The sequence below is a fragment of the Microbulbifer sp. A4B17 genome, from assembly GCF_003076275.1.
Taxonomy (GTDB): Bacteria; Pseudomonadota; Gammaproteobacteria; order Pseudomonadales; family Cellvibrionaceae; genus Microbulbifer.
Genome location: NZ_CP029064.1, coordinates 82,605 through 96,437, shown reverse-complemented (window position 1 = coordinate 96,437; position 13,833 = coordinate 82,605). Strand labels below are relative to the sequence as shown.

At 44.3% G+C, this 13,833-nt stretch carries 15 protein-coding genes; all 15 read right to left on the bottom strand.

What is annotated here, in order from left to right:
- Nucleotides 1–2 precede the first annotated feature (2 nt).
- Genes BTJ40_RS00450 through BTJ40_RS00380 form a run of 15 tightly spaced genes read right to left on the bottom strand, consistent with a single transcriptional unit; the run spans nt 3 to nt 13,735 of the window.
- Nucleotides 3–1,163: a beta-ketoacyl-ACP synthase gene (locus BTJ40_RS00450; protein WP_108731271.1), complete on the bottom strand. Its 1,161-nt coding sequence runs from the start codon at nt 1,161–1,163 to the stop codon at nt 3–5.
- A 2-nt stretch (nt 1,164–1,165) separates the two neighbouring features.
- Nucleotides 1,166–1,666, bottom strand: coding sequence for a DUF3261 domain-containing protein (locus BTJ40_RS00445; protein WP_157953840.1), 501 nt, complete (start codon nt 1,664–1,666; stop codon nt 1,166–1,168).
- Nucleotides 1,667–1,701: 35 nt separating this feature from the next.
- Nucleotides 1,702–2,931, bottom strand: coding sequence for an NAD(P)/FAD-dependent oxidoreductase (locus BTJ40_RS00440; protein WP_108731269.1), 1,230 nt, complete (start codon nt 2,929–2,931; stop codon nt 1,702–1,704).
- Nucleotides 2,932–2,934: 3 nt separating this feature from the next.
- The gene (locus tag BTJ40_RS00435) at nt 2,935–5,199 is read right to left on the bottom strand and encodes an MMPL family transporter (RefSeq protein ID WP_108731268.1); all 2,265 of its coding nucleotides are present in this window, start codon (nt 5,197–5,199) and stop codon (nt 2,935–2,937) included.
- Nucleotides 5,200–5,203: 4 nt separating this feature from the next.
- Complete coding sequence (locus BTJ40_RS00430) at nt 5,204–5,818, bottom strand: outer membrane lipoprotein carrier protein LolA (protein WP_157953839.1); 615 nt, start codon at nt 5,816–5,818, stop codon at nt 5,204–5,206.
- The gene (locus tag BTJ40_RS00425; RefSeq protein ID WP_238152097.1) at nt 5,818–6,252 is read right to left on the bottom strand and encodes a thioesterase family protein; all 435 of its coding nucleotides are present in this window, start codon (nt 6,250–6,252) and stop codon (nt 5,818–5,820) included. The genes BTJ40_RS00430 and BTJ40_RS00425 overlap by 1 nt, the downstream gene beginning before the upstream one ends.
- On the bottom strand, nt 6,242–7,801 hold the full coding sequence (gene hutH / locus BTJ40_RS00420; RefSeq protein ID WP_108731266.1) for a histidine ammonia-lyase: 1,560 nt from the start codon (nt 7,799–7,801) through the stop codon (nt 6,242–6,244). The genes BTJ40_RS00425 and hutH overlap by 11 nt, the downstream gene beginning before the upstream one ends.
- The gene (locus BTJ40_RS00415) at nt 7,798–8,721 is read right to left on the bottom strand and encodes a hypothetical protein (protein WP_157953838.1); all 924 of its coding nucleotides are present in this window, start codon (nt 8,719–8,721) and stop codon (nt 7,798–7,800) included. The genes hutH and BTJ40_RS00415 overlap by 4 nt, the downstream gene beginning before the upstream one ends.
- A complete protein-coding gene (locus BTJ40_RS00410) occupies nt 8,718–9,458 on the bottom strand; it encodes a glycosyltransferase family 2 protein (protein WP_108731264.1) in 741 nt (246 codons plus the stop codon). Before BTJ40_RS00410 ends, BTJ40_RS00415 begins: the two co-directional genes overlap by 4 nt.
- The gene (locus BTJ40_RS00405) at nt 9,451–11,157 is read right to left on the bottom strand and encodes an AMP-binding protein (protein ID WP_108731263.1); all 1,707 of its coding nucleotides are present in this window, start codon (nt 11,155–11,157) and stop codon (nt 9,451–9,453) included. Before BTJ40_RS00405 ends, BTJ40_RS00410 begins: the two co-directional genes overlap by 8 nt.
- A 9-nt stretch (nt 11,158–11,166) precedes the next feature.
- Nucleotides 11,167–11,667: a hypothetical protein gene (locus BTJ40_RS00400; RefSeq protein WP_157953837.1), complete on the bottom strand. Its 501-nt coding sequence runs from the start codon at nt 11,665–11,667 to the stop codon at nt 11,167–11,169.
- 47 nt (nt 11,668–11,714) lie between these two features.
- Nucleotides 11,715–11,969: an acyl carrier protein gene (locus BTJ40_RS00395; protein WP_202862844.1), complete on the bottom strand. Its 255-nt coding sequence runs from the start codon at nt 11,967–11,969 to the stop codon at nt 11,715–11,717.
- Between the two features lie 11 nt (nt 11,970–11,980).
- A complete protein-coding gene (locus BTJ40_RS00390) occupies nt 11,981–12,238 on the bottom strand; it encodes a phosphopantetheine-binding protein (RefSeq protein WP_108731261.1) in 258 nt (85 codons plus the stop codon).
- Nucleotides 12,235–13,020 (bottom strand): 1-acyl-sn-glycerol-3-phosphate acyltransferase, encoded by a 786-nt coding sequence (locus BTJ40_RS00385; protein ID WP_108731260.1) that lies wholly within the window; start codon nt 13,018–13,020, stop codon nt 12,235–12,237. The genes BTJ40_RS00390 and BTJ40_RS00385 overlap by 4 nt, the downstream gene beginning before the upstream one ends.
- On the bottom strand, nt 13,010–13,735 hold the full coding sequence (locus BTJ40_RS00380; protein WP_108731259.1) for a beta-ketoacyl synthase chain length factor: 726 nt from the start codon (nt 13,733–13,735) through the stop codon (nt 13,010–13,012). Before BTJ40_RS00380 ends, BTJ40_RS00385 begins: the two co-directional genes overlap by 11 nt.
- Nucleotides 13,736–13,833 lie beyond the last annotated feature (98 nt).

Below are 13,833 nucleotides of genomic sequence, written 5' to 3'. Positions count from 1 at the left end.
TTTTACCTCTGACTGCCCAAGATTACCGAGCAATTACTCCCACCAAAGGCAAAAGAGTTACTCATTACATAGCGCAATTTTCCAGGAGCCTCGTGGCCTTGATACAGGTTCAGTCGCACTATCTCCGGATCATAATGGCCATCATACTGATGGTGGGGAAGCTGATCATATTGTAAGGCAAGCCAACAAAAAGCCGCTTCAAGAGCGCCGGCAGCACCGAGTGTGTGCCCGGTGTAAGGTTTTGTGGAAGAACACGGTAGCTGGCTTCCAAACACTCTTTCAACGGCTAGAGCCTCCATAAAGTCGTTATGTGGCGTTCCCGTACCATGAAGATTTAGGTAATCAATGTCGGCAGTATCCAAGCCAGCATTCTCCAGAGCCCCGCGCATACAGGCTTCCGCACCACGTCCTTCTGGGTCTGGGGCCGACATATGGTGGGCATCAGACGTGGCAGCAACACCAGATAGAACCACAGGACCAGGCTCTTTGCTCAGCACAAACATTGCTCCAGCTTCCCCGAGGTTAATACCATCCCGATTAACGCTGAAAGGATTGGTCTGGCCGGCACTAAGTGCCCCCAGGCTATGAAACCCCCGGACTGTCATGCCACAGAGGGAGTCCACACCGCCAACAACAACGGCATCACAAGTACCGGTTGAGATAAGGCGCCGGGCACTGGCAAAAGCATTGGCACTGGACGAGCAAGCTGTGGAGACGGTGAGCTGAACGCCTTGGATTCCCAGGTACTTCGCAACAAAGGTACTCAAACCAGCCATTTGCTGTTGAAGCCGATAATTATATCCTGTCTCTTTCTCACCACTTAAGTAGGCCTCACCTGAGTCTATTCCCGAGGTTGAGGTTCCCATCACAACGCCAATTCGGCCCGCACCATGTTTTTCTATTAGTTCAGCGACTGCACTTTCAATTTGAGCCAGCACAGCCAGAGCCAGCTGGTTATTGCGGCAGTGGTAATCTTGCAACGAACTCGGTAAATCAGGCAGCTTCCCTTGCACAATACCCAGATTCCCTCTGTATTGTGGCAAATAGGTTTCATCGATCTGCATATGAGAACTCTCATCACCGAACAAGGAATTAGCTACTGCCTCAGCAGTATTTCCCAGGGTGCAGATGATCCCCATATGATTAAGATAGAAATTTTTCATACTTAGAAATTCCTAATGCTTAACCTATAACCCAGTAGTTTGTGCTCCAGCTCAATTTGGGCCTTCCAAATATCTTTACTGCTATAGCGAGCCACTGAATTCACTTCACCATTGCGTGAGAGTTTTCGCGTGTAAATTCCCTCGACAATAGCCTCGTCCAAATTCCAGCCTACGGGCAATACTTCACGAAGCTGGGCAATTGGCCAGTATACAAACTGGATATCTGCCAGCAATTTCTCTGGTGGCACTCTCTCTGCTCTACTCATGTGGTAATGGGTGCTTACCTCATTACCATCGTATGTAACATCCAGCAGGCTTATCCCTTCAGGGCTGAGAAGAGATATCTTTAAACTCTCAAAAGTGTGGAAAGTAGCCGCCATCAATTCATACTCATCGCCTTGATAGACAATGCGTAAATGTTGATTGAGCTGGCGCGGTCCCTCGCTCAATAGAGGGGCCAATGGCCAACTTTGCAGCTCTTCTTTCCTCCCCCCTGTGGACATACATCCCACCAGGGTAAGAAAACTCAAAAACAGTATTACTTGGCGGAACATATTTCTACCAGTGTATTCAATCGACGCTCAGCAGCGGCAACAAACGGATTTTTTTTATCCCATGCATAACCAGCCAAGATTGAGGAAATCATGCCTTTTATTTCTTTTTGATCGGTTTGATAAAAAATTACATCCTGAAAACGACCGTCATACCAAGCTTTGACATAGGTTTTAAAAACTTCCACACCGTGCTTCAGGGGTTCAACAAACTCTTCATCCCAATCAACCGCTTCCTCTGAGAGCTGGCGATGCAGGCACTCAACTGCTAACTCTGAGGATTTCATTGCAATGGTAACACCGGATGAAAATACCGGGTCTAGAAACTCTCCGGCATTCCCCAAAAGCGCAAAACCAGGGCCGGCCAGTTTGGTCACATCACTGGAATATCCGCAAATACGTTGTATTTCCGTATCGAATTTGGCATTGCGCAGAGTTTTTGCCAACTCGGGGGCGGAGGCAATAGCCCCTTTCAATATCTGTTCCGGATCCTGCCCCCAGGTCGAAATCTTTTCTTTCTCACCTACAACCCCAATAGAAGCTCTTCCATCTGCAAAGGGAATCAACCAATACCAAATATCCCGCTCACTGGGATGCACAGTGATTAAGATTTTATCCCGGTCAAAATGGCTATCATCAATATTGTCTTCAACATGTGTAAACACGGATTCTCGAACAGGAAATTCTGACGGACGATCGAGATCAAGTAATCGCGGTAAAACTCTGCCAAAGCCACTGGCGTCCAATACAAAGCGCGCCTGGAAAGCCAGGTTTTCTCCATCATTCTCGGCGATTAATTTTGCGTTATTCTCAGCAATATCAACTGACACTACAGAATGGCGATAATAGACCTTAACACCTTGGCGCTCGGCTTCATCAGCCAGGATTTTATCAAACTTAGCCCGCTGTACCTGGAAGGTGGTGCCATGCCCCGGGGAGAACTTCTCCCGGAAATCAAATGACGTACGAGCACCATCCCACTCAAAAGCAGCACCATTTTTATATTGAAAGCCCGCTGATTTCACAGCTTCTAACATATCTGCTTTTTCTAAATACTCAATACATTGAGCCAGTAGGCTTTCGCCAATAGAAAAGCGAGGAAATTCTTCCCGCTCAACTATCGAAACTTGCCAACCTTTTTTAGCCAATAACGCACCTGCGATAGCTCCGGCAGGACCGGCACCAATAATAACAACGTCAGACTTAATTTCTTTCATTGGCTAATATCCCTTACCCCGTGTACAAAAAAATAAAAATGCCAACAACAAAGTTAATACTGTGCCCACAGCCAGGACTAACCCAAAATTTGCTATCGCCGGTGTGTCAGACAATGCCAACAAACCAAACCCTAAAAAAGTTGTTAACCCAGCCATGGCTATCGCCAGCAGGGTATAATGCTGCTCTGTCTTTCTGCTTGTATGGCTAAATATTGCGTAATCTATACCAATACCAAAGACAAGTAATAAAGCCGCAACATGAAATAAATTAATTGCTGATCCCTGTAAAATCACTATCGCCAGGGTGCCTAGTACTGCACTGGATGGAAGTGCAACTATACTTAAGGCTTGCTTTATTCCTGTTTTAGTTGCAGTTACCAGAAGTACAACAATGAATATTAATGGCAGTAATTGCAGCAACAGATCACGCTGTTGTGACATAACATTAGAGATACTTCTGGTAGTATCAACATAGGTTACTCCAGGCAGTAACTCTAAAGATGACAAATCTTCTTTTAAGCCATAAATACGTACCACAGAATAACAGTGATTATTTTCACAACCCAGCCATAATCCTTTATATTGCCGACCTGCAACTGGCAACCATTCAGAGAAATTAAAAGTCTTGAATGGCTGTATTTTAGAACTTAACTGCTGGTTAATATCTTGTTCAGAATAACCCAATTGCTGATAAAAAGACCTGACAGCATCCCCACTGTAAAACTTCGACAATAACTTCCAGTCCGCTTCTTGAACCTCTTTTGGAGGTATTCGGTTGGTTACCCCCTGAAAACCACTAATAATTTCCTTTTCTACTAAATAGTCCAGTTGATTTCTAAGTTCCCATTCCCGTGTTAATACTTGTTGCTCATCTTCACCAAAAACCAGAAAGTAACGGGAGTCTGGCCGGGATCTAATCAGAGAATTTAGATTTATTTCATCTTGTTTAAGAAATTCTGGGGGCTGGTAAAACAGTTTTAGGTCATCATTAAATTGAATTTTCTGAAGTGCCACAGCTCCAAAAATCAACAGCCCAACCAATGGAAACAGGTAGTACCTAATATTGAGTTTAGGAAACTGACTGGAAAACGATAAAGGCCTATGCTTAATATTAATCCAGCCTGGGAATAGCAGGATTACAGTCAACCAAGCCCCTATTAAACCACAGCCGACAAAAACCCCTATTTGTTGTAAAAGCGGAAAAGGTGTTAATGCAAGAGAGAAAAATGCCAAGCAGCTTGATATCAAGCCCAGCAATAGCCCAGGTAATATATCCTTATCTTTTGGCTTGCCCAGCCTCAATCTATTACAAATAAAGTGAAATGCGTAGTCAATCGCCAATCCAGAAACCGTTGTACCAAATACAAAAGCCAGTATATGAATTTGGCCCAAAATAATAATAACACCAGATATACCACTGGCCACACCACTTAGAATTGCGAATGTACAGGCTAGTAGAGGTTTTAATGAGCGAAAGACAACAATACATAGACAGCAAATAGCAAGGATCGAAAGGGAGCCAATCAGGCGTATTTCATCCTGTGCCATAGCAGCAGCATACTCTGTATGCAGGGGGGCTCCAGCTACCAGCAGCGAATAACCATTTTTTTGGGCCCATTGCTTTAATTCTGACTGTAAAGAAAGAAGTGATATATCGCTCTCTCCAGTCAAATCCACCGGTGCGGCCAGCGTATAAAGCAGGGTAAAGACTTTATGTCCCTCTGTATGTACCGGGATTCCATCAAAGACTTGTGGAGTAATTCCAATATCAGCGGTAAAGTAATTGCGAAAAGTTGAGAAAGTATCTTTCTCCAAATCGATTCCAGCGCCGTCAGGTCCGTATAACTTACTCAATTGACGCTGTATAAGTTCCTCTGGCGTAGCGTCTAATAACGCCCTATCTTCAGGGCTGAGTAGCTGTTGGCGCAGAGGGAAGAGCAGCTCCCACTCCTCTTTATAGCTTTCAGAATCGGCCCAACGATATTCAACAGACTCTAAAGATTTAGTGGCCTTTAGTTTCTGCGCCAACTCTTGGGTATGCCTGGCCAGACGTTGTGCTTCTTTTCCTTCAGAAACTAAAACCCAAATTAGACTTCCCTGTAATTGCTGACTAACTTTTTTCTGGATGCCAGCACTACTTACCGAGTCGGAGTTATTATCAGCTAATAACAAAATATCTGTTTGTAGCCAGCTAGATTGATAGCGTAATACAGTTATCCCAATAATTACACTAACTAAGGAAAGCCAAATAACAACTCGACGTGACATGAGATTATTTCTGGTTATCTTCTGAGAATTCACTCAGTAGTTGACTATTATTAGCTTCAACTGAATGTAAATGCATAATATCTATTTCAGTAATTGCCATGTTGGCTTCAGCTAGTACTATTTTCCGAATCTTTTTGTCTCCCACGACTTCTATCGATTCAATAACCTTTCTAAAAGCCTCTTGCTTGGGAATTAAGTTAATTCGCCATTGCTCTTCTGCGATCTCTGGTCCCACCGTAAAAGTCTGATCCAGCTCACTAAAATCACCACTGATAATCTTTAATAGAGGATCAGCTACATGATTTCCTACAATATTGCTATTGACCCGATTTCCAGAATCAGCATCTAGTTTAAATATTCGATGGGATTCTATTGGATTCTCTATTCGCCAGCTTAATCCTAACTCTTCAGAAATAGCCAGGACGCCTGAAGAAACCAGAGGCCTGGGCAACTGGGGCAGGCTCTTTGTCTGGGAAAAAGTGCCAAGCATCTGTGGAGATGACACAATGTTTTTCTCTATCTCCCGCAAAACCGCCTGCTGCTCCGAAGTCAAAGCAGAAGTTACTGTGGAAAATAGAAAACAAATAAAAAATAAAACCAAACGCTTGGCAGTCATCACTAATTTACCCCTAATTTTTCCAGCAAAATTGGAGGCGATGCAAACAGCATTTCGGCACTACTTATTTCGACAGCTACCTGTACGGTATGTCCTTTTGTTAAGCGTACACCGGTATCTCTATCTGTTATCGTATAATTGATCTTAAATCGATTTTCATATTCAGAAACCTCAGCGTGAATAACAATCCATTGCTGAAATCGCAAAGGTTTTGCATATCGTACGCGCAAATCTATGACCGGCCAGGCAAAACCTGATTCCTTCATCTGTTGGTAGTTATATTCCAACTGATCAAACAATGCACATCGGGCTATTTCAAAGTACTTTGCATAATGCCCATGCCAAGCTATCTCCATCATATCCACATCGTGGAAAGGAATTTGTAGTTCAACTTGTGCCGTCCATTTTTCAGGGCGCATAGGTTTATTAGTTTTCATATAAGCGCCAATGTCTTTGCTGAATTAACGAAACGAATTTTCTCAATGGCTGTTCAAGCTCTCTATCTTCCTCCAGAAAAGAAAATTCATCTCCTATCTGCCTGATTGTGGTATTAAGAGCGGTAGATAATTTTTCCAAATCCACTCCTCCACTACGAACTCGAAGCTGAATGCCCTGCCAAGCAACCATCAGTGCCGCTGCGGTTGTTTGCTCCGTTAACTGTAATACCCTGATACAGTCCCTGGCAGCAATGGTGCCCATACTGACCTTATCCTGGTTATGACACTCCGTTGATCTGGAAAAAACACTGGCGGGCATGGTCTGCTTTAGTGCTTCAGCAGTCCAGGCACTCGCACCAATTTGAACAGCCTTAAAGCCATGGTTAATCGATCTTCGAGGCCCGGTTAAACCTGATAGGTTTGCCGGGAGCCCATTATTGAACTTAACATCTACCAGTTGGGCTATTTGTCGATCCAGTAAATCAGAGAGGTTTGCTACCGCATTCTTCAGGCTATCCATGGCGAAGGCTATATGCCCACCATAGAAGTGCCCACCATGAAGCACCCTCTCGTTTTCACCATCGATGATCGGGTTATCATTGGCACTGTTTAGTTCGTTATGAATAAACTGCTGGAGCCAGGGCAGAGAGTCCTGTAATACACCAACTACATGGGGAGCGCACCGAAGTGAATAGCGATCCTGCAATCGGCTATTTTGTCTTGGAGCAGCACCAACATTGAGATCGTCATGAATCCACTTTGCAATCTGGTTTTGACCGGGGTGAGGCTTCACTGCAAAAAGCGCGCTATCGAAATGATAGGCATTGCCATCCAACGCAACGCTCATCATGGAGGTAATACGAGCACTCAGCTGTGCTAGATACTCTGCCCGTTTGTAGGCTAAGCACGCCAAGCCAGTCATTGCGGCGGTGCCATTCATTATCGCTAAACCCTCTTTTGGGTATAGCTTCAATGGCTCAATCTGTAATTCATCGAATACCTCAGCAGTCTTTCTCTGATGGCCTCGGTACCAAACTTTGCGCTCCCCGCACAAAACCGCAGCAACATAAGACAGTGGGGTCAAGTCACCACTGGCTCCCACAGAACCCTCTTGGGGAATTACCGGAATAATGTCTTTCTGAAGTAACAAAACCAATTGCTGCAACAGCCGATATCGGACCCCTGAACTGCCCTTTGCAAGGCTGGCAATCCGGGCAGCAACAATCGCTCTACTCTGCTCAAGAGTAAAGATTTCCCCCATTCCACAACCATGGAAGGTAAATAATCGATGAGGTAACTCTTCCACCAGGTTTGCAGGAATACTTTCGGTACAGGAATCACCATATCCAGTGGTTACTCCGTAGATCACACCTTCCTTCTGCCAAAGGCTATCCAGGAACTCTGCACCGCGATTTATCCTTGCGACAAAGCCCTCTTCATCAGATAGAGAGATATCGCCACGGCCAGCTGCAATGGTGTTTACCTGATCAATAGATAGATCTGTGCCATCAAAGACTATTTGGGTTCGTTGTAGTACTGCTGAATTCATTTTTGCTGATCCCAGAACGGGTAAAAGTTATACCATTGCAAAGGTGCTATATGACAATAGCGTTCCAACCGTCGCGCAAACTCCTCGACAAGAGAGCGAATATGCCCCTCTCTGTCACCGCGTTTCATCACAACACGATCGCAGAGTTTTTCCATATAAATATCGTATCCGGAAGTACTGCGCAGACAGAAAAGTGTGTACACCGGGCATTTGAGCAGCGCAGCAAGAATATAGGGCCCCTGGGGAAAAGGCGCTTTTCGCCCTAGGAATTCTGCCTCGCAGGTGCGCCCCATAGAGTTAATAGGTGTTCTATCACCGACAATAACAACCAGCTCCCCAGCCTCAACAGCCTCGGAGAGTCGCATCGCTAAAGCGGGAGTTACTTCTGTCACCTGAATAAGCCGTACTTGACTCAGGGGATTGAGCATCTTCATCATGCGATTAAATTTCACCGCATGCTTTGTATGCACCAACACATTTACCCGTACCTTTGTCAGGCTGCCAAGCGCTCTGCACACCTCCAGGTTCCCGAGATGAGAGCCAATTATTAATCCACCCTGGCCACTAGCTGCCAACTGGTGAAGACCCGCTCTTTTCGGGAAATTTACCTGACTATCCGGGATACCCACAAACCAGGCTTCAAGCTTTTCTCTAGCGCTGTTAGCAAAATTAAGAAAAATTCTAAATCCGGTTTTCCAATTCGGTTCTATACCGCTAGATGGGTAGCGTTTGGCGAATAATTCCAAGTACTCACGAATCGAATTGCGGCCACTCTGGTTTTTTAGGTAATAGCATAAAACTACCGGGTATACCGCAACTTTAAAGGCAATCGGACCCAACCAGTGATGCAACCAGAATAAGAACTTGATACCCAGGAAAAAGCCTTGTTCCCGGTATTTTGACCAGTGTAAATTACTCACGCTTTTCGCCCTACTGTCGAAATACGCAGAGTTCTGGCCAACATGCCAAAAAATAGACGGGTGTGCATTGCCGATATAAGGAAGTTATCCTCAAATCCCCGGAAATGGGAAACGCCATCTATTGGGTAGCTCACATTAACAGGTACCTGGCAGAGACCGCCTTTGCTCCAATACCACCGTACCAAGATCTCTGGATCAAAATCCATTCGATCACCGGTATACTCGTTATCTAACAAATCTACAGTTCGAGATAAGGGATAACAACGCAGCCCACACATGGAATCCTTAATCTCCAGAGAAAGAGTATTAATCCAGATCCATACATGAGTTAGATAGCGTCCCCACAAACGAACTTTAGGTACTGATTTATCGTATTGCGGATAGCCACAAATCAGTGAATCAGGGCACTTTCTGCTTTTCTCTAGGAATTGAGGTATATCAGCTGGGCTGTGTTGACCATCGGCATCGACTTGAATTCCATGACTATATCCAAGCTCTTTCGCAGCTCGCAGACCACTTTTTACCGCGGCACCTTTTCCACCATTAGCCTGGCGAACAACCAAGTGAACCCGCGGACCGTAGCTCTGCTCTAAGCGTTGTAGTTCAATTCTACAGGGCTCATCACAGCCATCATCTATCAGAATGTAAGGCAGGTTTAAGTCATCCAGAGATGCCAGCGTCTCTGCGATCGCCCCCTCATGATTATAAACGGGTATTACAAAACAAAAGTTAGACATGGCTGAAGCACAACCTACCACTGCTATATTCTATATTGCCATCTTGAGTGTTCCGAAAAGAATAATTTAATTTGTTCTTTTCCTGGCTGAACTCCAAAGATAAAGTGACAGCATCACCGGGCATCATTAACTGCTTAAATTTAATCACTTCCATTTGGGTAAACGTACTGCCGGCTTTTACAAGTGGACGGCCAAAATGCATAGCCCAATCCAGCTGTACCACCCCCGGCACTACCGGTGAGCCTTCAAAATGACCATCCAAGCAAGGCAATTCGTCATTAACCGTAAAATTAACTTGACAAGTATTATCTAATATTTCGCTGCTAATAATCTGTGGCACCATTGCTGCCGGAATTTCATCAAAAAGTTGCATTAGCAGGTCTCTCGTTATTTTTCCCTGTAAGTTAGTGGGGATTTCATCAACAAAACGCCAAGAACGTGGCACAGCCACGCCATCTAGATCCTTGGCCAGGGTTTCTCTAAGTTTACGAGCAAGAGAAGCCTTTCCTTTCTTTTGCAATAGTTCTTTCCCGGATTCCGTTAGTGTGGCAACAGCGGCAACTATTTTTCTTTTACGCTCCAGGACAAGTGCATTGGCTTTTACAATATATGAGCTATCAACTAGTAGGGACTCAACTTGTGTAAGAGAAATTCTTTTCTCTTCAATCTTAACAATGCGATCAGCCCGCCCCTTAAGTTCGAACATACCGTCTGTACTTATTTGTACTTTGTCCTGACAAATAAACTCCTTGGGCAACCACGGAGAAGAGACTTTGAGTAACCCATCGCTATTTTTTGCAATGTTCACTCCTTTTAGTGGACTCCAACTTTTCTGACGCAATTGATTACGCCAGGCAATCCCCCCGGTTTCAGTGCTTCCATAGACCTCTATGGGCTGGATTCCACACAACTGATCAATCGCCTTTGCATCTCCTTCCAGTAAAGGCCCCCCAGAAGAAAAGATATCCACTAAGGACTTTCCTAACTCCCATGGCCAGGAAGAAATACGGCGGCTTAACTGTGCAGGGCTTGCAACCCACACGGCAGGCCCCCATTTCCGGGCGTCTTGGAGTAATCCCACAATATCCACATAAGTCTTACTAACAAATCGACGCCCGCTGGCTAGTGGCCACAGTAATTTAAACAGTAAGCCATATATATGCTGGTGGCTTACTGTTGCCAAAGTAGTTGTATTAACCACCCGGGATGACCACTTCAGATTATGGGCCTTAACCTCACTGAGCAATTGATATAAGGTTTTATCAACGGTTTGTGGTTCACCACTGGTTCCTGATGTGAATAATTGAATACCAGCATCAAAATAACTGGGAACAGAAAGCTCTTCGCTATATTGATCCGGAATATTTATACTAAATGCCGAGCTATCTTCCCAGCTGCCCAGTAATAGGGTTTGCTCACCAAGTGTCTGCTGAGTAAATCGCTTGTTATTTGCCGGAATAACAACCACTTCACAACAAGACATAGCGGCAAAAAAGAGTAAACTAAACTCGTAACTATCTTCACAGAAAATGGCAGCTCTTTTGATCCCGGCTTCGTTTAGGGATTTTTTTAGCTTTCGCTCAACAAATGCCAATTCACGTTTAAATTGTGCGAATGAAATTTCCCCACGACTTGAATAGCTAACTACTGCTTGGTCATTCGAGTAACCAAACACCTGTTCAAACTGTACTTTGTCCACGGCCTTAACTCACACCTTATTTTGGACGCGACGACGCAGTAGCCATTCACCACCCATCATAATTCCCATTAGCACATATGAAACAAGGCCATTGTAAAGAGTCCAGACTTTCATATCGCCGTTTAAAACAGTTGCCAGTGCGAGGCTTCCATTAATTAAAAAGAAAAGACACCATGCCTTGGTAACCTTTCGTGTATATAGGACACCTTCAGGTGGTAAATCTGGAGTCGTAAGGCGAGCAAGCCGTTCTACTAATGTTTGCGGTTGACTCAAACTGTATAAAAACAGTGAAAATAGAATCAGGTTACAAAGTACTGGATACCAAAGAAGTCCGTTTGAATCGCCCCTTAACCAGGAAACCCCAACAACAAAAGCCAAGGCCACGGCCATTAACTTGGTGCCAATCGCCTTATTCGCGCCGCCAAACAATACCCTTAAAACCGCAACCATCAACAGCAGTAACAGAATACTACTTAAAGACAAGTATTCTATGCCAAAGTAAATTGCCATAGGGTACAGTGTCAGAATAATGACCAATATTAGCTGCGCGAATCGACTCACTTCTCTGCCATTACCTTTTCAATTGCACCAACTACATCTCCAACAGTTCTTACACTTTTGAACTCTTCAGGTGCAATTTTCTTTCCCGTTACTTCTTTCAAACGAACAATTAGGTCCACAGCATCAATACTATCTATATCAAGATCATCAGAGAGGTGGGCTTCTTCTGTTATATCCGCCTCATCAACCTCAAACATTTCAACCAGAATTTCGGTCAGTTTTGGTAAAATTTCTTCTCTGCTATTCAACATAAATACCTCTATTAAGCGCGGCTGCTGCTTACAAAATTTGCCAGGCTATTCACATTAGCAAAATGTGATTTTGTATCTTCACTTTCTGCATCTATCGATATGTTGTATTTTTTTTGCAGAGCAAGACCTAACTCTAGTGCATCAATAGAATCCAGCCCCAGTCCCTCTCCAAAAAGGGGCTCATCTGCTACAATTTCTTCAGGAGTAATATCTTCCAGATTTAATACATCAATAATCAGAACTTTGAGCTCTTCAACTAACTCTTTCACGCAGCACACTCCTCGGTAAAAAATGCTTTTAATTCTTGAGTAACCTCTCGGGCTACTTGTGGTGTTTCATCTTTTTCTTTTACTTGAATAAAACTCTCTGATTCATTCACATCAAATTTAAAATGTGGTCGACTCAGAGGAATACTGTACCAAGGAATATTTTTCATCAGCATCGGTGGATTACACCGTATTGTTACCAGAGTTGGGGTCACCCCGGAGCGTAACGCCATGTAGGCAGCCCCACGCTGAAACCTAAACGGTTGTCCTGGTACAGAGCGAGTTCCCTCTGGAAAGAGAACTACTGATTCCCCTTTTTGTAGTGATTTCGAAGCCAGTTCGATAATCTGTTCCGGGTCATCATTGGGTATATAGCCTGCAGTCATTACCGCGCCGCGCATAAACGGGTTTCTAAATAAACTGGCTTTTACAATACAGTTGGCATTCGGTATTCGGGATATTAGAAATACCACATCAATAAGCGATGGATGATTTGCCAATATCAATTGGCCTGGTTTAGCTAATTTTTGTTCATCACGAAATTGATAAGTATAAATACCCGTGATATGCATAAAGCCAATAAACAATCGAAAAGCGTTGTGGATACACAAACGAGCCTTGCATTTTCGAACTTCTGTGTCCCGATAGATCACCTTTAATGGTGGGAACAGAACAAACCGCAGTATCAATCCACCGATACCGAACAGGCTAAATGCTATCGCCGTAGCGACCAACCTTAGCCAATACTTGTCTTTTTTCTTTGACGGCAATAAGTTAACTGGCATTGATCTGTAGCTCCCATCTCTCTGAAACAGGTATACGCCCCTCGCGATCAATCAAAGATCTAATCAACAGAAGCTGGTAATCAGGCTCTGTAAATACTGACTCAGCTCCCGCACATTCACTGGCAGTTAACGATAGTTTTATATCTGTATCACTAGATTTATGCTTCGACAAGCGCAGGGCCGTTGCACAAATATATGTTGAACTCTCAGCGCTGGGATAGTACATCTCGGGTAGTGTTTCTTCACAGAACACTAAAAGCAATTCCTCCTCGCCCTCCTGGAGTAGACCAGCAGCCTCTATAAGACCTGACTGCATAGGAAAATCTCCTCCAGCTAACGCAAGTGCTGGAGACCTGGTTTTACAGGCAATAGAGAACTGTCCGGCTATTGCGTTGTGTACAGAAAGTCCAAACGCAGTTGGCGATAGGTCTTCTCTCGCTGCAACGCCTTGCAATAATGAATAAGTCCTCATTGCTTCGCCATGCACTGAGCAAAGCAGTAAAGGAATATCTTCTTGCTGTAATAGCGGAAAAGCGGTATGAAAAACGGCTTTGGCCAGCGGACTCAAACGACGGCGCTGCATTGCAGGAAGAAAAGACACATCCGCCTGGCTATTTCCACCAAGCTGCTTTTCTCCTCTACGCCAATCTTGCCAATCCGATTGATCTGATATTCCCGAGCACCAAGCTCGCCAATTACTGACAACAAATTCCATAACCAAACATTAATTCTGGAGCAGAGCTCCATCCCCCAAAATCAAAAAGCTGAAGCTGGCCTTTCCCACCATTATTTTTAATTAGCTAATAGGTATTG